Annotated in this window: 22 protein-coding genes and 1 pseudogene; 15 read left to right on the forward strand and 8 right to left on the reverse strand. The window is 34.1% G+C overall.

Annotated features, from left to right (window positions below):
* Positions 1–133 precede the first annotated feature (133 nt).
* From HLV59_RS07120 to HLV59_RS07135, 4 genes are all read left to right on the forward strand, one after another.
* A complete protein-coding gene (locus tag HLV59_RS07120; RefSeq protein ID WP_087088022.1) occupies positions 134–706 on the forward strand; it encodes a lysozyme in 573 nt (190 codons plus the stop codon).
* Positions 707–1,278: 572 nt separating this feature from the next.
* Positions 1,279–1,521: a hypothetical protein gene (locus tag HLV59_RS07125; protein WP_016145738.1), complete on the forward strand. Its 243-nt coding sequence runs from the start codon at positions 1,279–1,281 to the stop codon at positions 1,519–1,521.
* A 184-nt stretch (positions 1,522–1,705) separates the two neighbouring features.
* Positions 1,706–2,812 carry a minor capsid protein gene (locus HLV59_RS07130; protein ID WP_171429630.1) on the forward strand — a complete coding sequence of 369 codons (1,107 nt, stop codon included), beginning with the start codon at positions 1,706–1,708 and terminating at the stop codon, positions 2,810–2,812.
* A gap of 162 nt (positions 2,813–2,974) precedes the next feature.
* On the forward strand, positions 2,975–3,238 hold the full coding sequence (locus tag HLV59_RS07135; protein WP_125740101.1) for a hypothetical protein: 264 nt from the start codon (positions 2,975–2,977) through the stop codon (positions 3,236–3,238).
* Positions 3,239–3,294: 56 nt separating this feature from the next.
* Here HLV59_RS07135 and HLV59_RS07140 read toward each other — a convergent pair whose 3' ends face one another.
* On the reverse strand, positions 3,295–4,149 hold the full coding sequence (locus HLV59_RS07140; RefSeq protein WP_171429631.1) for a DMT family transporter: 855 nt from the start codon (positions 4,147–4,149) through the stop codon (positions 3,295–3,297).
* Positions 4,150–4,465: 316 nt separating this feature from the next.
* On the opposite strand from HLV59_RS07140, the gene HLV59_RS07145 reads away from it, so the two are divergent.
* From HLV59_RS07145 to HLV59_RS07160, 4 genes are all read left to right on the forward strand, one after another.
* A complete protein-coding gene (locus HLV59_RS07145; RefSeq protein WP_031948725.1) occupies positions 4,466–5,335 on the forward strand; it encodes a LysR family transcriptional regulator in 870 nt (289 codons plus the stop codon).
* A 183-nt stretch (positions 5,336–5,518) separates the two neighbouring features.
* Entirely contained in the window at positions 5,519–5,650 is a 132-nt protein-coding gene (locus tag HLV59_RS07150; RefSeq protein ID WP_016145733.1) for a hypothetical protein, read from the forward strand.
* A 274-nt stretch (positions 5,651–5,924) separates the two neighbouring features.
* Positions 5,925–6,212, forward strand: a complete 288-nt coding sequence (locus HLV59_RS07155) for a hypothetical protein (protein ID WP_016145732.1) — start codon at positions 5,925–5,927, stop codon at positions 6,210–6,212.
* A gap of 155 nt (positions 6,213–6,367) precedes the next feature.
* On the forward strand, positions 6,368–6,991 hold the full coding sequence (locus HLV59_RS07160; RefSeq protein ID WP_171429632.1) for a C40 family peptidase: 624 nt from the start codon (positions 6,368–6,370) through the stop codon (positions 6,989–6,991).
* Between the two features lie 32 nt (positions 6,992–7,023).
* Here the strand turns inward: HLV59_RS07160 and HLV59_RS07165 are convergent, their stop codons facing one another.
* Entirely contained in the window at positions 7,024–9,171 is a 2,148-nt protein-coding gene (locus tag HLV59_RS07165) for a TonB-dependent receptor (RefSeq protein ID WP_171429633.1), read from the reverse strand.
* 287 nt (positions 9,172–9,458) lie between these two features.
* On the opposite strand from HLV59_RS07165, the gene HLV59_RS07170 reads away from it, so the two are divergent.
* Positions 9,459–9,821 carry a NirD/YgiW/YdeI family stress tolerance protein gene (locus HLV59_RS07170; protein WP_016145729.1) on the forward strand — a complete coding sequence of 121 codons (363 nt, stop codon included), beginning with the start codon at positions 9,459–9,461 and terminating at the stop codon, positions 9,819–9,821.
* A 91-nt stretch (positions 9,822–9,912) separates the two neighbouring features.
* Here HLV59_RS07170 and HLV59_RS07175 read toward each other — a convergent pair whose 3' ends face one another.
* A complete protein-coding gene (locus HLV59_RS07175; protein ID WP_171429634.1) occupies positions 9,913–10,419 on the reverse strand; it encodes a GNAT family N-acetyltransferase in 507 nt (168 codons plus the stop codon).
* A gap of 92 nt (positions 10,420–10,511) precedes the next feature.
* On the opposite strand from HLV59_RS07175, the pseudogene HLV59_RS07180 reads away from it, so the two are divergent.
* Positions 10,512–10,592 (forward strand): annotated as a pseudogene (locus tag HLV59_RS07180) (hypothetical protein); the annotation flags it as partial.
* A gap of 35 nt (positions 10,593–10,627) precedes the next feature.
* Positions 10,628–11,056 carry a DNA breaking-rejoining protein gene (locus HLV59_RS07185; RefSeq protein ID WP_081173428.1) on the forward strand — a complete coding sequence of 143 codons (429 nt, stop codon included), beginning with the start codon at positions 10,628–10,630 and terminating at the stop codon, positions 11,054–11,056.
* 66 nt (positions 11,057–11,122) lie between these two features.
* Here the strand turns inward: HLV59_RS07185 and HLV59_RS07190 are convergent, their stop codons facing one another.
* Entirely contained in the window at positions 11,123–12,709 is a 1,587-nt protein-coding gene (locus tag HLV59_RS07190) for an ATP-binding cassette domain-containing protein (protein WP_171429635.1), read from the reverse strand.
* A gap of 260 nt (positions 12,710–12,969) precedes the next feature.
* Positions 12,970–13,413: a universal stress protein gene (locus tag HLV59_RS07195; protein WP_005306472.1), complete on the reverse strand. Its 444-nt coding sequence runs from the start codon at positions 13,411–13,413 to the stop codon at positions 12,970–12,972.
* Between the two features lie 274 nt (positions 13,414–13,687).
* Here HLV59_RS07195 and HLV59_RS07200 point away from each other — a divergent pair, with 274 nt between their 5' ends.
* From HLV59_RS07200 to HLV59_RS07210, 3 genes are all read left to right on the forward strand, one after another.
* Positions 13,688–13,915 (forward strand): hypothetical protein, encoded by a 228-nt coding sequence (locus HLV59_RS07200; protein ID WP_016145725.1) that lies wholly within the window; start codon positions 13,688–13,690, stop codon positions 13,913–13,915.
* Between the two features lie 174 nt (positions 13,916–14,089).
* Positions 14,090–14,263: a hypothetical protein gene (locus tag HLV59_RS07205; protein ID WP_016145724.1), complete on the forward strand. Its 174-nt coding sequence runs from the start codon at positions 14,090–14,092 to the stop codon at positions 14,261–14,263.
* Between the two features lie 247 nt (positions 14,264–14,510).
* Positions 14,511–14,954 (forward strand): RDD family protein, encoded by a 444-nt coding sequence (locus HLV59_RS07210; RefSeq protein WP_016145723.1) that lies wholly within the window; start codon positions 14,511–14,513, stop codon positions 14,952–14,954.
* 59 nt (positions 14,955–15,013) lie between these two features.
* On the opposite strand, the gene HLV59_RS07215 is transcribed toward HLV59_RS07210, so the two are convergent.
* Positions 15,014–16,189, reverse strand: coding sequence for a benzoate/H(+) symporter BenE family transporter (locus HLV59_RS07215; RefSeq protein WP_171429636.1), 1,176 nt, complete (start codon positions 16,187–16,189; stop codon positions 15,014–15,016).
* Between the two features lie 186 nt (positions 16,190–16,375).
* Between HLV59_RS07215 and HLV59_RS07220 the strand changes: the two genes are divergently transcribed.
* Positions 16,376–16,849, forward strand: coding sequence for an Lrp/AsnC family transcriptional regulator (locus tag HLV59_RS07220; RefSeq protein WP_216606763.1), 474 nt, complete (start codon positions 16,376–16,378; stop codon positions 16,847–16,849).
* Between the two features lie 54 nt (positions 16,850–16,903).
* On the opposite strand, the gene leuE is transcribed toward HLV59_RS07220, so the two are convergent.
* Together leuE and tal are read right to left on the reverse strand one after the other, a co-directional pair.
* Entirely contained in the window at positions 16,904–17,554 is a 651-nt protein-coding gene (leuE, locus tag HLV59_RS07225) for a leucine efflux protein LeuE (RefSeq protein WP_087088041.1), read from the reverse strand.
* Between the two features lie 73 nt (positions 17,555–17,627).
* Positions 17,628–18,617 (reverse strand): transaldolase, encoded by a 990-nt coding sequence (gene tal / locus HLV59_RS07230; RefSeq protein WP_171429637.1) that lies wholly within the window; start codon positions 18,615–18,617, stop codon positions 17,628–17,630.
* Between the last annotated feature and the right edge of the window lie 69 nt (positions 18,618–18,686).

An 18,686-nucleotide genomic window follows, 5' to 3' on the forward strand; every position in this document is an offset into this window, starting at 1 on the left:
TGAGTGATATTTTTAGGTTTAACTAGCCCGAATGGTGGTTAAATCATTCTCCCTCAATGATTTAGAAATAAAAAATTAGTCTTGATATATGTGGTTATATATTTATACAAGAAGTAATACAACAGGGCTTTAAATGCAAAAAATATTGGATTATTTCCTTAAGATTTTTACTGCTAGGTCTAGACCAAATGACGTTTCAAATCGCCATATTGCTACAGCAACTGATAATGGTACTGCGGAAATTGGTTTTGCAGTTGATGAGATGATTCTCAGTTTGGAGGGAATAAATCAGATTTGTAATTTTGAAGGATTACGTTTAAAGGCCTATGATGATGGTACAGGCATCTGGAGTATTGGTTATGGTACAACTCGATATCCAAATGGTTCGAGCGTTCAAAAAGGTGATACATGTACCCTTGAGCAGGCCAAAGCATATATGCAGCATGATTTGAAAATATTTGAACGTGCCGTAAATAGCGCTGTAAAAGTTCCTCTAAAACAAACTCAATTTGATGCATTAGTATCTCTAACTTATAACATTGGTGTAGGCGCCTTTAAAAAATCGACCTTACTAAAAAAGTTAAACTCAGGTGATTACAAAGGGGCCGCAAATCAGTTTGATGTATGGGTAAACGCAGGAGGTAAGCGTTTGGCTGGATTAGTTAGACGTCGTGCAGTTGAAAAACAATTATTTTTAGCTTCTTAGCGTTTTAATTCTTTATTGATTCCTATTAGAAAAGCCATTCCGATCAATATTTATAAAATTTTAAGCATAAAAAAGCCTGATGCTACGAATCAGGCTTCAGTATTCATCGACAATAGGAGTTGATGAACAAGACCAATCTAACAGACCTGATGAGTAAAGGCAAACTGAGGCGTGAATCGGCGAGTCAGCTAAAATTAATTTTTCCAAAAATATGCATTAAAAAAGCCCTTGCTCGAAAGCGAAGGGCTTAGTCATTCATTGATCTACCAATGAACTATATAAGGCTCATCTCATACTAAGGCTAGTATAACTGAAATTGGAGTAACTGAGAAGAAAACCTTCTACATAGCTTCTTATTCTACTTAACCTTTATTTATTTACGCATATAACAAGTTACATCATTGGTAAATCAATATACAAAACTTGCACTTTGCTTTTTTAAGGGTGTGGTATTTGTGTGTAGGCCAGACTGGCTTGGGAAATAGAACCATAGCCGTCTTTAAATTATTCAAGATAAAGTTTGGATGAATATTTTGAAGAGTCAGTTGGCAGGTGTAAGCAAGGAAGTAAATATGAATTTAATTAGATTAGAAGAACTTTCATTAATGAGTAACGCTGTTTTGACACCTCACTTAAACAATTGGCCATGTCCGCATTCTGGAAATAAGAGTTGTGCTTATAGCAATAATCATAGAGATATTTTTTCGGAACAATCTGATAAAAAATTTCATAAAGAATGGAGAAAACAACAAAAGAAAATACTTAAAAGTATTCCAAGTAACGCTGTTTTACTCAGCATTAAAGAGATTGTGTAGTTTAGACACGAGACAAGTTTATAAAGATATAAATTACAAGGATAAGCTGTTAGCTAAATAACTTTACGTAGGTACACTTGTTAGTCATCACTTATTCTAGAGATATTAATAGTAAGCAAATTACATAAGGTGATGCAAACAAATAGAAAATAACAAAAAGGGCAATTCTGTAGAGGTAATTTTTATGATTAATCTTCATCAGAAATCACTTTTTGATGTTCTGACTCAACATCAAGCTTATCTATATCGAGCATCTTCAAGATCGGTCAATGAACTTCTTAATTTATTTAATTACGAAACAGTTAACATGCTGACTAAACTAAGTAATCTGTTAGATGAGCTAAATGAAAAGGAAAAAACCGCATTGGCGGGTGGGCTTTACTCAACAGCCCCATTAAAAGAGATACGTGCACTAATTTCTCAGTGGTTTGATACCACCAATGCTGTGCTCATTGAAACTTTTACAATCTCTGCTGTGGCATTGGCTATTTATGAAGCCAAATATATGTCAAAAGTTTTTGGTGGCAAACATAAAGAATTAAAAGGTGAACAGCTCTATAAAGCTGCTAAACGTGTTCCTTTAGCAGGTGGAGCATTGGTGGACGAATTACTTTCTACAATTGCCGAGGTCGCCCGTCAAAGAGTTGAGTATGCAATTCGAGATGGCCTCAATACTGGAGCAACAAATCAGCAAATTATTCAAAGGATCCGAGGGACTAAACGCCTTAAATATGAAGATGGACTATTAAATAGTTCTAAGATTGATATTGAACGGACTGTGCGTACGATTCGAAGTCATATATCCAATCAGGCCTATTTAAACAGCTATAAACAGTTAAAGTTTGAATATGTCAGATTTGTAAGTGTTCTTGATGGCAGAACCTCAAAAGTATGTGCAGCCCTGGACAGCAGTGTGTGGAATATCAATGATCCTACAAAAAAAGTTCCGCCTTTGCATCCTCATTGCCGCAGTATTCTAGTTCCAACTCATGAGGATGGTCAGCTAGTTGGCAGTCGAGCCTTCATTATGGATGAGAGAAAATTTAAGAATATTCCTAAAAATGAACGTGAACAGTTAATTGGCCAATTAGATGCAAATATGTCATTTAGAGAGTTTTTTAAACTAACAGATGATTTCTTTCAAAAAGAGTGGTTAGGGCCTAAAAGATATCAACTATATAAAGAAGGACAATTCGACTTTGATAAGTTTTTTGATCCAGAAGGACGGTTGTATACACTTGAGGAGCTTAAAGAACTTGATGAGCGAGGTTTTAAAGGATTGGGATTGTGACTTTGAGAAGAAGCATTTGAAATAGAATTTTATCTTGAAGAACCATTTTGAGTTTTAACTAAATATACACACTTAAACAATTAGTTGAAAAAAGTTTCCATAATCTGGTCAGATAGCATGTTAAGTTTTTTTCAATCATAAAAATTTAAAAAGGATGAGAATATGAAATTTTCCTACCAAGATCTTGCTGGAAATAATGTTGAAGTGGAATGTGAAAGTTATATCCATATCCCATCAGGAACGGCTGTAAAGTCTACAGAAGCCGGCAATTATCATATTACTGAAAACTTCAGTTTCTATAAAAAAACTGAAGCTGATTCTGTGCCCATTTATCGATTTGCTATTGATCGTAATTCTAATGTTTTTAATAGTGATGAACTTCCAGCATTAGCTCAAATCGGTAAGGACTGGAAAAATTTAGACTAGTCTTTGACTCGATATAAAGCCCTCGATCGAGGGTTTTATACTAAATTCTAAATAAGTTATTTCTTTTTAAATACAATTATTAAACCGAGTATGATGGCGATCATTCCCAATAAACCTGAGATGGGTAACTTGTTTCCTAGAATGAGATAGTCTAGAAGTGCGGTAACAACAGGAACTAAATAGAACAGGCTTGTCACATTTACAATATTGCCCTGATTTAAAAGTCGATAAAGCAAAAGCTGAGCAATCACAGAAATTAAAATACCAAGAAATAGAATTGAAATGATTAACTGTGAATTCCACTCTATTTCAAAATTCTCAAACGGAACAAACAATATGCACACCATAAGGGTGACTAAATATTGAAGAGGGAGCACATCTGTAGGTGGCTGTTGAATATTTTTTTGCATGATTGCTCCAAATGTCATACATAACAGGGCAGCTAAGGCAAATAACATTCCAATTGGAGCAATAAAAGAAGTCGTTAAACTCTTCCACACTAAAAGTACGAGTCCAGCTAAAGCGATACATAGACCTAAAAGCCTTTCTTTTTTCAAATTTTTTTCGATAAGGCAAAGTGTTAAAATGGGTTGTATGCCCATAATTGTTGCAATCAAGCCCGGCGTAACGCCATGAGCCATAGCTTTAAAATAGAAGATTGAATAACCAGCAATAATAAGGAGTCCAGTAATAAGAACTTGTTTTCTCGTGCCCCGTTTCGGTAACAGTCTTTGTCTAAAAGCAGCAAGAACAATTAGTATAATTAAAGCGATTGAAAAACGAAGAATTAAGAATGCGAGTGGAGAAGCACTATCGAGTCCCCATCGAGTAAAAATTGCAGCACTTCCCCAGAGTAGGACAAAAGCTGAAGTTGCACTTTGTGAAGCGAGCAGCTCTTTATTTAGGCGCATACGAATCCCTCCTAGGTATAATTTCTAAGAAATATAAAGTGATAAAGTTGTTAAAAAAGGCTGCTATTTAAGCTCTTATTTTATTAAGTTAATAAGAACACAATCTCATGACTTAAAATGATAATAAAAACTGGTTAAATCGCTTTTAATTCCGAATTAAGAGCATATCTATAAAGATCACTATTCAATTTCAGATATTCTCCCTTTAAAAATGTATCGTTTAGCTTGTCTAATTTTTAGTATGGGAGAGATAACAAATAAAGAAAAGCGCATAATTCTTTTATATACTATTTGAAAATCGAATAGATAAATCGTGATGAATTTAAAAAATTTACAGATTGATTGGCTAAAGTGTTTTGTCACGGTGGTAGATACAGGATCACTGTCTAATGCAGCACCTGAGTTGTATCGATCTCAATCTGCTGTGAGTATGCAACTTAAAAAATTAGAAGAAGCTTTGCAATGCCAACTTTTAATACGAACACACCGACAAATTGAGTTAACGTCGCAAGGACAACTACTTTTAGGTTATGCACGCCGTATTCTCGACTTACATGCTGAAGCTCAAATGGCATTTCATGGAGATGAACTGAAGGGGCGTATACGCCTTGGTGTACCCGATGATTATGCAGCAAAATATTTAACACCCGTGCTTAAGCGCTTTGCGCCACGTTACGGAGGCGTTGAAATCGAATTGATCTGTGAGCAGTCCACTTCCTTAATACCACGGGTAGAAAGCGGTGATATAGACTTAGCATTAATTTCAAGAGATAACGCTCGTCAAGGAACACTTTTATTTCATGAACCGATGGTGTGGGTAGGTTCTCCGCAGTTTGAACTCTGGCGAGAAGATCCACTCCCAATTGCAGTTTATGAAAGTACCAGCCAAGCCAAAAAGAGTGCTATTAATTCCTTAGCATTACAAGGACGCCGTTATCGTGTGGTATACAACAGTTCAAGTTTAGCAGGTCAAATTGCTGCAGTTGAAAGTGGTTTAGCAATTGCCGTGTTTACTCAATGTAGTGCACCCGAACATTTAACAATATTAGGTGCTGATCATGGTCTTGGGCCTTTAGAACCTATGGAGACTGCTGTTTATCGCAGTAGAGTATCTCTAGAATCGAAAGCTGTAGATCATTTATATGATTTACTTATCAAAACCTTGAGGCACTCGGTTAATGTTTAATTTTTACTTTAATTTAACTCAGCAATATTAGTATTAAATTGCATAGTTTTGAGTTGAAATATAACTAAAGAGCTTTACATTTTTGCGCTAAATCTACAAAAAAGCCTAAAAACCTATGCTGATCGTAAAACTAATTAAAAGTATTTATTAACTCATCAATCTGAAAAATTCATGAGGTGAAACATGACAAAAATTATAGCAACTTTGGGTTTAGCCGCCTTTATTTCTTTAAGTGTGAGTGCCTGCCAAGGTGAAAATGATACAGAACAGCAAGATAAAACCACAACTCCTCATTCAATAGATAAAGATTCATAATCTAGTTAAATATCCAGAACCCATCATAAGATGGGTTTTTTATATCTATTTATTTTTGTCTTAAAGTGTGATTTGTAACTCAGAATATTTATTTTTAATGGCTCTGTTCAAAATATGTTGACTATTATGCTAGGTTTTCAATATATTTAAATTCACAACCATTTACTTTAAATATAACTCTATATTTAAATTAATTTGGTTCAAATACCATCAGATCAGAAATTTAACCTTTAATTTTGATTATAAAAAATACAAATTAATCAAGGAGGTGGGTATGGATGCTAAATTTCACTCTGAAAATGAATATGGATTTATCTTAAATATATTGAACACTTACGTCGTGATAAAGAAGACATTAAAAGATGATCATTATCCTTATGACTCATTTGGTTATCTGCTTGCGCTTTATCAACCTTTAAAAGTCTATATTCCCCAGCTTCCACATCCAAAAATTTATATTGAAATTGGTGGAATTTCATACGATAGATTGATTGTTATGCAAACTGAAGATGAAGTGGAAGCAGTAAAGAGTCTACAGTGCTTAGCTCATATTATTGCCTAAGAATAGTTATATTCAGTCATATTTCATTATATGTAAGCACTTTTTTCTTTGTAAGTTTCGTGTATATATACGTTTATATTCTCAATTTTATAACAATTGCTGTTTATAATAGAGTTTCAGTCAAACAATAATAATGAACAGTTGAGTCAGTTAAAATGCTGAAAATTGATAAATTTCCTAAAAAAAAGCCTACTGATTATCGAGAAATACGTAGCAGTTTGCAAAATGGCGATATCTTACTTTGTTCGGGTAATGGAATATTTTCTACAATGATTCAACAGGCAACACAGAGTGTCTGGAGTCATGTGGCATTTATACTGCGGTTAGATGCTATTGATCGTATAATGTTGCTAGAAAGTGTCGAACCTATTGGCGTGCGTACTGTAAGGTTATCCAAATATTTAGAAGATTACACAAACGATGGACAACCTTATCCCGGTGGAATGATTGTAATTCGCCATAAACAGTTTGCAAAATTGGTAAACAAAGATTCATTGGTTGCTCTTACACAATATGCAATCAATTTCTTTGGCTATCCCTATGATAATGACGAAATTGCAAAAATTGCAGCAAGAATTCTTTCATCAAAAATACCTTTTACACCCAAACAGCTAAAAAGAATTGAGGCTGACCGTGAATTTATATGTTCTGAATATGTGGCTCAATGCTATGAAAAGGTGGGTCTAACTATAAAGTGGAATCAATTGGGTTTTATTGCTCCTTCTGATTTTGCTGCCGATGCTAACTTTGAGTTAGTTACAGTTCTTAAGCAAATATAAAAAAAGCCCTGTTTTATAGGGCTTTTAAATTATTAAAAATCAAATGTTAGGCCCACCTTATAGGTTCTTGCTCCTCCAATAACAGCATAGTTGTCATTGAATACACCTTCCCAATATTTTTTATTCGCCACATTATCCACATTTGCTAAAAATGTTGTACTTACTCCGCCTAATACTGTTTTATAACGGGCACCAATATCTACAATAGTATAGCTAGGGAGCTCTAATGTATTAGCACTATTTAAATATTGTTCACCTACATATGTTGCTCTTGTCGTTAAATTCAAACCTTCAATTTGTGGAACTTGATAATCTAAACCTAATGACCCTGTTAATTTAGGTACTCCATAAATATCATTGCCAACATTTATCTGAGCTTTGGTAATTTCAGCTTTGATATAAGCCAAGTTACCTAATAAATTTAAGCCGTCCAATACTTCACCTGAGAAACCCCATTCAATGCCACGCGAACGTGTTTCCGCTCCATCAACCGTAATTTGAGTAATATTCTTATCTTGAGGATCAGAGAAAGGGAGAGCCATCGTGTTTGGTTTTTCAATTTGGTATATTGCTAAAGTATTTAACCAAGTCCCCACCTGATATTTTGCCCCAACTTCATATTGTTTAGTCTGAAATGGCTCAAAAGTTCGTCTATTATTTGCATCTTTATTATTATCAACAGTAGTACCTTCTGATAATCCTTCTACATAACTTGCATAAAAAGAAAGACTCTCACCAAACGGTTTAATCACAATACCTAAACTCGGGGATACTTTATCTTTGCTATAAGAGATATTTTTAACTAAATTTTTAGTATCGATATTTTGATAACGTGCCCCTAAAATTAACTGTAATTTATCATCTAGCATCGATAACTGATCGGTTAAGGTGTAACTGATATATTCATTATCACCAAAAGGAACGATGTCTGGAAGGGTAGTAGGCATACCACCATTTGCAGAGGGCTGATAAAGATTTGTATTGAAGGCCGCGGTAGTAGCAGCTTTATGTTGAGTATATTTCCGTTTTAGATAGTCTGCTCTTAAACCGACCGTATGTTTAACCGAACCCGTATTAAACTTATTTTCAAATCCTACATTTGCTGCTTTGTTATGTTCTTTTGAACCCACTTGATAGTATTGTGAGGTTGCTGAACCATTCGTATCGGTAATAATCATTCGTGTACCGAATAAATGGCCCTGATATTCTTTTTCTATATAGCCGATCCCAGCAAAAGCTTTGAAATCTGGTGTAAATTTATATTCACTAGATAATCCTACAAATTTACTTTCCGTGTTTCCCCTAAGATGTGGAAAGAAGTTACTATTTCCTTTAGGTGGTGTAATAACTTGATTGATTGAATTATTCCCACCCATAGCCACCATGGCTGGAGATCCTCCTTTACGATTTTCTTTAATCGCATAAGAGTCGAAATTAATTTTGAGCTTATCTGTTGTGTAGTCAGCTGCTAAAGCACCTGAGATATGGCGGTCATTCATTTCTTCAATAATATGCTCGCCGTCTCCATAGACCCCATTTAATCGAATACCAAATTCTTTTTGTTGACCAAATCGGCGTGAAATATCAAAACCAGATTGATAATAATTTTGATCCTCAAATGAGCTAAAGAGTCGGGTAAGTTCCTTATCTGCACGCTTTGAATGGGCAATAATTACACCACCGACACTTCCTGTTGGTGCTACACCTGAAACTAAGGCATTTGGCCCTTTTAATAACGTAATAGATTCTAAAAATTCAGTCGGAACCCGGCCATAAGGAGCCACACCATATAATCCGTTATAAGCCATATCCTCATGGTTTAAATCAAAGCCGCGTACTTTAAAGTTTTCATTTAAATGCCCTTGATTTGTTGTTATACGAATTGCTGGGTCATTTTTGAGAACTTCTCCTACAGTAGAGGCTTGTTGCTCTTCAATAATTCCTGAGGTGTATTCAGTAATACTAAATGGTGTATCTATAATTTTTTTATTACCTAAAACGCCTAAATTGGCTTGTGAAGCAAGATTTCCTTTAGCAAAACTTTCAGGCTTTTGTTCGGCCTGTACCTTAATAGTAGGCAACATGGATACTTCAGCAGCAAATAAACTTTGATTTGCACTTAATCCCAAAAAAGCTAAAGAAATTGAATTTACTAATCTTTTTTTTGAAAAATGTTTCATTGTGTTATAAGGGTAAAGATAATGATAATCGTTATTATATGTGTTTATGAATCGTTAACAAGTGTAATTGTTAATAAATAATTAAATATCTATTTGTATATCCAATAAAGATTTAAAAAATAATTTTATTTAGAGAAGAGAAATCTCAAGAAGATTAAAAACGCGACCATGGGCAAAGAAAGTGTAAAGAAAAATACTCATAAGATACAAAAACTCACTAAACCTAACTCTATAACTTTAAAAGAATTTGTTTATATAACTATGAATATTAAAAATAGGTAATCGTAATGAAAAAAATACTTTTAACAGCGTTGGCTGGATTTGCCTTATTAGGTAGTAATGCTGTGATGGCTAAACCAGATGCTGCTTTATTAAAAGAAGCCACAAAAAATGTAGTCACAGTATCTAAAGTACAAACTTTGGCTGATGAAGCTGGGGTAACTCTAACCGGTACCATCGTAAAGCATATTGCTGGTGATCATTTTGAACTAAAAGATGCAACAGGTACCATAGTAATTGATATTGATGATGACTTATGGAAGCCTTTACAGTTAAAAGCAGGGGATAAAGTACGTGTTGTTGGAGAGGTAGATAAGCATAGAATTAAACCTACCGATATTGAAGTTTTTCAGATTGAGCGTGTTAAATAAACGCTGATGATTTAAGTAATTATTATTCAAAATTAACGAAAAAGAATACTCCTATTTTTAGGAGTTTTCTTTTAAAGATAATAAGTTTTTATTATTGCGTCGCATTAAATGCTTCATGATATTTGACACTAGCTTTTGGAATATTGCCCGAGAAAGTTACAGCCTGAAAATATTCACTCGGTACATTCGGCAAAATTAGCTCAGGATAATTTTTAAAACCAAATCGGCTGTAATAGCTTGGTTCGCCCAATAAAACACATCCTTGGGCTCCGAGTTGTTTCAATTTTTGTAGTGATTTATTCATGAGGAGTGAGCCAATACCACAGCCTTGTTTATCTGGATGAACTGAAATAGGGCCTAAACCATACCAACCTATTTCACCTGAGCTCATTTCAACGGGAGAAATAGCAACATGTCCAATAATAGAGCCATCTTCAATTGCCACTAGCGAAATAGTGAGTTGACCGTGAGTTCTTAAACTATTAACAATGAAATGCTCGGTATGGCTACTGTGTTCAGCATTTTGAAAAACTGCTTTTGTTAATTTTTCAATTGCTTCAATGTCTGTGATTTCTTCATCACGAACAATAATATTCATTAAAATACTTCCAGATATATTGATTAGCTATTACGCTTTAACTTTGTAATTAAATATAAAAAAGTAAAAGTAATTTATGTTTATAATATATCTTATTTGTTACTAATTATAAAAAGCAACTAATACTCATTAAACTCGTACATAAAGTAAAATTTTATAAAATTATTTTTTAATATAATAATTTGAAATTAATTTTGAGGTTAGTAAATTGAAAAAAGTTATTAAAACTTTATTATTGTCTACATTGATTTCAACTACTTCATTCACTATCTACGCGAAAAATATTGAGCAAAAAGTTAATTTTTTACAAGGTTCACCACATACCACTTTAACTGGAAAATTTCAGGGCTACGATGATGTGCGGTATAGAGTTTATGCAAAAAAGGGTCAAATATTAAAATTTAATATTAATAGCCTTGGTAATTTAGCATACGTTAATATTTTTGCACCTGGTACAAAGCCCGGTAAAGATAACGCATTATTGATTGGCTCAACCGTAGGTTTTAAAGGAGAGCTTATTTTACCAGCCGATGGTGATTATATTATTCAGGTTTATCAAATGCGTAATAGTGCTCGTAAAAATAAAACTGTGAAATATAATTTAGACCTAGAACTCTTAAATAACGTAAAAAAATAAAAATTGATAAAATTTACTAGCTCTCAAATGAGAACTAGTAAATTTGAAGAAATAGTCTGAATAAACCTATTCAGCTAACGAAAATGACTCATTTATACCGCAATTTTCTACAAACTGTGGGTCGTGTGAAATGAGTAATACAGCACCTTCATAACTCTGAATTGCATGAGCGAGTAGCTTTCTAGATTCAATATCTAAATGATTTTCTGGTTCGTCTAATAACAGAAGTTCAGGGGGAGGGCTTATCTGGCTAAGGGCTAATAAAGCTACTTTTAGTTTTTCACCCCCACTGAGCTGAGACAGTAGTTGTGTACCTTTATCACCGCGGATTCGGAGTTGCCCTAATAAATTCCGCCACTCGACTTCTGAAAGCTCATGATTCAGTTGGGTGAGATTGTCAATAACAGTCATCTCATCAGTTAAAAAGCTAAAGTTCTGGTCGAGATAGAAACACCCTACAGATAAGTGAATACTGTCACATGGCTGCTTGTCCTGTTCATAAATTGCTTTAAGCAAAGTTGACTTTCCAATGCCATTTTGTCCAGTTATGTGAATTTTTTGAGCAGCTTGTACAGCGAGATCAATGGGTCTTTGAGTTCCATGTTTCAGTTTAAGTTTTTTAATACGAAGAATTTCACCTGATTTCTTCTGAAAAGTTGGGAACACAAACTGTTGAGGTTTGACACTTTCAAGAAGCATTTTCTTGTCTTTCAAATCATTTTGACTGTTCGAAATTTGTCGTTGATGTTGAGTTTGTATAGCGGCAATACTTTGGCTTGCTTGTTCCTTTTTAAAGTCGAGCAAAATTTTGGCTTGAGAATTTGATTCTCTTAACTTATTGCCAGCACGCTCACGTTTTTGAGCTTTCATTAATACATCATGTTGCTTTTGCTTCATGTGTTTAACTTCGCGTTGCTTTTGTTGAATAGATTGCTCTAGAGCTGTGATATTGGTTTGATATTGCCCATAAAATTTTTCATAGTTTCCGGTTGTATGATGTAGGCCATGTTCATTTAAATGATAAATATGATCTACTTCATTTAATAAAGTCCGATCATGGCTAATAATAAGACTACCTGCTGGGTGCTTTTTCAAATGACTAATTAGCCATTGTCTAGATTCCTGATCTAGATGATTGCTAGGCTCATCAAGTAATAGATAGTGATCTGATTTTAGAAATAAACGGCTTAAAGCCAACTTGGTTTTTTGACCTTCGCTTAAATTTTTAACTGGAAAATCTAAATCTGTTGGTAAGCCAGCAGATTCTAAGATGTTATTCCATAAGGTAGGTAACTCCCATTTACCTTCTAATAAATCATAATCGTCAAAGCTTGCATCACCTTGTTCAACTCTTTTAAAAGCTCGATAAATATCTAAGATATTTAAAGCTTCGGCAATGGTCTGCGCCGTCAAACGATGTAATTGAGGTAAATATGCATACTTTACATGCCAAGATATTTGCCCTGATATATAAGTTGAATCTGCTGCAAATGTCTCATTTAACATTTGCATAAGCAAAGATTTGCCTTGGCCATTACGACCAATTAAGGCAGATAGCTCATTCGATTCAAGACTAAAATTTAGGTGCTTAAACATTACCTTTGAAGGAAACTCTAGGGTAAGTTGCGATATTACACATGCCTGCTGAGTCATAAAAAACCTCATAAATACAGGATGTACAAAATAGGATAATGATAATTTTTAATAGAGACGGTAAATCACACAAATAGTCTATTTTGCACATCAAAAAAAGAAAAAATTGATGAGAAAAAAGACTTACTTCATTGGCGTGACTCACGAAATTGATGGAAGAATGAACTATTCTATAGCGATTTTAGGTAAGTGTAAAATTTCTAGAAGTTATTCTGTTAAAAAACCCAATCATTAGATTGGGCTTTTGTCTTTGTAGAGCTTTACTCTTTTACTACTAAAACTTGAATTTTAGTGCTATTTAAAACATCTTGAGCAAAACTACCTAAAATTAGTTTTTGGAAGCCTTTACGACCATGGGAACCAATCACAATTAAATCAGAACCTAAGTCTTCTACCGCTTTCAAAATACCATCTGAAGAAATTTCACCTTGAATAATTTGAGTCTCTGCATCGATACCTTCCTCTGCGCATAAAGCTTTTACAGTTGCGAGTGTCTTTTCTGCATTGGCTCGTGCTTCAACAAAATAATCTTTTACAACAGGTGAGATGTAATAAAAATCTACGCCACTAAAAGGGTCTACCGCAACCAAACTAATGGCGGTCAATTTACTACCAAATGCTTTTGCAATGTGAGCGGCCTGTCTAGCTGCCGCTAAAGAAATTTCAGAACCATCTACAGGTACAATAATATGTTGGTAATTCATAATGTTATTCCTCTTATTTACAGTTGTTATATATATGAAGCATTTATTAATTAAAGATTAACATATTTCATTCTTTGGAGACATCCATTCAGTTAAAGTAATTGAAATTAAATAAAATAATTATAAATCAGTAACTTGATTTGTTTTTTTGAGTTAATATGCTAGAGATGAGAGTCACTAATATTTACATGGAAATTACAAAAAATTACGGTTCATATTTCTGTCATATATAGGCCGTATAACAAAATAGTAAATTAAGGGGGAGCAGAGGAATATGGCAGATTTAACAGCAAAGAAGGTCAATAAACTCATTGAAGAGTTTAGTCAAACAGGTAAAGAACCCCAAAAGTTAATCATTGGCTATAAAACTTACGCAAGACTCATGACTGAAGATAAATTTGCAGAAAAAGTAGTTCCTTCACTTGAAGATGCAAAAGAGCGTTTATATAAAAATTTAAAAATTAAACTTGTGACTGAAAAGCATTATTTTGAAATTAAATAAAGTTATGTGAAGTACATCACTATTAATTAAACTAAATTAACATTAAATAAGTTTAATAACATTATTATTGTATGATGATACAAATTAATAGTGTAGTCAACATTTGAAAACAGCAATCGTTTATAAACTCGATAGAATAAATTGCTTTTATTTTAAGTAGTGGAATAAATTGAAATGCCAACATTCAGCGTAATTATATTTTATATTTTAGCTATATTGGGCACGGTAGCTGTTATTTATGGAGTAATCAGTTTAAGTATTTTTTTAATTGTCATTGGGTTAAGTCTATTATTTGCAGCATTGCTATTAAAAAAAGAGTTTAAAATAGATATTTTATTTTGGAGATAAATATAATATTTATTTTTAATTTATTTAGGCAAGTATTTCAATATAACTGACATAAAAGTGTCAGTTTTAAAATATTTTATTTTTTAGGCAGATAAGGATGTTTTTTGATCGAAATAATTACAATAAAATATAAAAGTAGAAAATTTAAAGTTTATTTAAGTATTTAAAACTAAAAAAGTTTCCTTTAGGATAAAAGTAAAATTGTAAGAACGTTTTAGCTATTAAACAATAACAAAGTGAGGTGAGCATGACTTATAAGTATGAGTATGCAGGGTTCTGGTTAAGATTTGGCGCAATGATTATTGATAGTCTTATTCTTTTTTTAGCAATTATTCCAGCAGCATGGATTTTTTATCGGGGAGATTACGACCTAGTGTTTGCTACTGGATTAAGCAGTAAACCACAAAATTACTTGTTCGATCTCATTGTGAACTATGCATTTCCTTTCTTGTATTCAGTTTTATGTTGGTTGTATTTTGCAGGTACACCAGGCAAACGTTTGATGCGACTAAAAGTTTTAGATGAAAAAACAGGCAATAAGCTTACAGTCATGCAGAGCATTATTCGCTATATTGGTTATATTCCATCAATTCTAGTGTTTGGTATTGGTCTTTTTTGGGTGGCATTTGACGCTAAAAAACAAGGTTGGCATGACAAAATGGCAAAATCAGTTGTAGTTAGAGAGCTATAAGAATTATGGCAAAAAAGCGTTCATAGCATTGAAAATAGGGGGCTATGAACGCTTTTTTATTAATTTCTTTTGGTTTTAAATTTAAGTATTACAAATACAATAATACCAACAATCAAACCCCAAAATGCTGAACCAATACCGAAAAATTGAATACCCGAAGCACTACATAAAAAGGTAAATAATGCAGCTTCACGTTCTTCAACTTGAGCAAAGGCGATCGCAATGTTGTGGCTGATTGTACCAAGTAAAGCTATGCCCGCCAAAGCTACAATAAAAATGTGAGGAAATGACATCAGCAAACTTGTGAGTGTTGCAGCAAACAAGCCCATTAAGATGTAGAAAAATCCGCAGCTCATGCCCGCAATATAGCGTTTGTTAGGGTCAGGATGTACTTGGTCGTCTAAGCTTACCGCTGCACTAATCGCAGCAATATTTACTGTGTAACAACCAAAAGGGGAAAGCAAAGCTTGGGTTAAACCTGTCCAGCCAATGAGTTGGTTAACGTGTGGTTTATAGCCATAACTTTTGATCATGGCAATTCCCGGTAAATATTGCGAGGCCATATTAATCACAAACAGTGGTAGAGCTAAACCCAACAGTGCCGACCAACTAAACTCTGGACTAATCCAAACAGGTTTTGCTAAAGACCACTGAAGTGTAGGCATATGAAATTCTAAAAAAACGGGGCAGAGAACAATCCCTGCAACTGCGGTAAATACAATGCTGTAACGCGGCCACAATCTTTTTGTAATGACATATATGCTAAGTAAGGACAAAATAAATGCCCAATCATTTTGTAAACTTGCGAAAAGTGAGATACCAAATTTGAGTAAAACGCCTGCAAGCATGGCACTGGTTAGGCTTTGAGGAATATATGAAAGTGCTTTTTGGAATACCCCTGAAAATCCTAAAATAGCAGTCAGCAAACCACCAACTAAAAAAGCACCAATCGCTTCATTTAAGCTATATCCACTGCCTGTTGCCATAATTAAAGCAAGACCAGCGGTTGACCATGAAGTCGCTACGGGATATTTAAATTTCCAAGAAAGAATGAGTCCCGATAAGCCAATTCCTAGACCTAAAGCCCAAAACCAAGAGGTGATCTGTTCAGGTGAAGCACCTAAAATTTGTGCTGCCTGAATCACTAAAACGGCCGAAACACTAATACCGATTAAAAAAGTAATAAAACCAGCAAATACTGCCGGGATTGAAAAATCTTGAAGAATCTTTTGCATAATACGTGTTCTAAATCCAAGAAAAGTTTATAGGCTTCTGCCATTGCTTCCAGTTGGGGTGAATTTAACAATTTTTTTTAAGAAGGTGCTTTCTATTTTGAGGCTAAAAAAGAAATAATATTTTTAAAATATGGAATAATGCTATTATTTATTTCAGATCGAATAATTAATTTGGGATATTATTTTATGGAAGATCAGGCTGAAAATTTGACACCACTAGAACTGAAAATTATGCGCTGTTTACAAGAAAATGGACGCTTAAGTAATGCGGAGCTGGCAAAACTTGTAGGGATCAGTACATCATCTTGTTGGAATCATACTCAGCGCCTTTTTAAGATTGGGGCCATCTTGGATGTTCGTGCTCGGATTAATCCCAATGCGGTTCAACGTGGTACTGTGGTATTAGTCGGTGTAGTTTTAGACCGTTCAACCCCTGATAGTTTTCAAGCATTTGAGCAAGCATCGGGTGATTTGGAAAATGTTTTAGAATGTTATCTGGTAGCAGGAGAAGTCGATTATTTTCTCAAAATCCGTGTTAAAGATTTAGCTGCGTTTAATCGATTTCATAGTGAAAAAATTATTGCTTTACCCGGAGTAAGACAAGTAAGAACATTTTTTGTGCTTAATGAAGTTAAAACAGATGGCATGCTGGACTTTTAGCAGTTCATTATATTTTAACTTTTTAATGCAAAAACTTAATTAGATTAAAAATAATTAAATTGTTGAAGTTGCTAGTTTTAAACCAAACCCAAAAAATAGAATTCCTACTAGAAAGATTCCGCTCGCTGCAATTTTATGGTTCTCTTTAAAAAATGCCGAGAGTTTAATTCCAGAGAAGATTAATGCAGTTAAATAACTAAAACTAATGATCTGTAAAATAATCGCTAAAATTAAAAAGCTCAGAGCAGGATATGCATAATCTGGTTCAACAAATTGAACAAAGAAAGAAAGGAAAAATAAGATCGCTTTTGGGTTGAGTAAACTAATACTGAGTGCTGTTTTATAAGGATGAACTTTATCTAAAGCTGGTAAATCGGCCATTTCTGGTTGATTTTGATTACGTTGTTTCCAGCGTTGAATACTACCTTGTAATAGTTTAAAGCCTAAATAAGATAAATAAAGTGCACCTGTTAATTTAAGAATAACAAATACCCACGGAAAGGCTTTAAGTAAAGAAGCAGCACCAAGTACTGTACACAGCATTAAAATAAGGTCACCAGTAAAAATACCAAATGCACCCATATATCCAGTCTTAACGCCGTAACGTGAAGCAATTGACATCACATAAAGAGAATTGGGCCCGGGCAATAACACAATTAGGAATGTACCAATAATATATGTTGTTAAATCTGTTATGCCGAACACAATAAACCCAATAAAAAACCGATTTTTGTCATGATAACAAAAATCGGCAATTTTGTATGAAAAGTGCAGTTTTTTAAGATTTTATTTCCGCATCAATTCCAAAAGACTGACGCAATAAAAGACTTAATTGGTCACGTGCTTTGATAAAGCCATCAACACCACCTTGTAAAAGTTGGAATGCCATTAAGTCATGGTTGAGTTCATCTTTAAAGCTTTGCTCATCTTGCGCTGGTCGAACAATGGCTTCTGCTTGTTTTGCTTGAGATGAATCAAGTGCCGCATCAACTGTACGGGTATCTTGCTCTAGCTGGGTAAGTAAGCTTGGTGAGATCGTAAGTAAATCACACCCAGCAAGACCAAGTACTTGGTCGATACTACGGAAGCTTGCACCCATTACTTGAGTTGGAATGTTTTGCTGTTTGTAGTAGGTATAGATTTTTTTAACTGAAACCACACCTGGGTCTTTTTCGATTGGGTAAGTATCTACACCTTCCGCTTTTTTGTACCAGTCTAAGATGCGGCCTACAAACGGTGAGATTAAAGTGACTTTTGCATCTGCACATGCTTGAGCTTGATGTAAACCGAAAAGAAGAGTGAGGTTACAAGCAATTCCTTCAGCTTCTAATACTTTAGCAGCTTGAATGCCTTCCCAAGTCGAAGCAATTTTAATCAGAATGCGTGACTGATCAATCCCATAACCTTTGTAAAGTTCACATAATTCATGTGCTTTTTGAATGGTTGCTTCAGTGTCATATGAAAGTGCAGCATCCACTTCTGTTGAAACTCGACCTTCGATCAGTTTTAAAATTTCTACACCAAATTTTACAGTTAAAATATCAATGGTTCTTTCGATTAACTCATCGTTGCTATAGCCTTCTTCTTTGGCTTGAAAATAAGCATCTTCAATGAGCTCTTTACTTTCTGGTTGTTCTGCTGCTGCCGTAATCAATGAAGGATTAGTCGTCGCGTCTAAGGGACGGAATTTACGAATTGCATCAAGGTCACTACTGTCGGCAACAACGGTCGTTAATGTTTTTAATTGGTCAAGTGCTGTATGAGTCATTGATATTCAACATCTTCAGTAATAAATCTTATGTTTTCTTTATAGCACAAAGTCTATTCATGCTGTCGA

Origin of the sequence: Acinetobacter lactucae, from assembly GCF_013122135.1 — a bacterium.
Lineage (GTDB): Bacteria > Pseudomonadota > Gammaproteobacteria > Pseudomonadales > Moraxellaceae > Acinetobacter > Acinetobacter lactucae.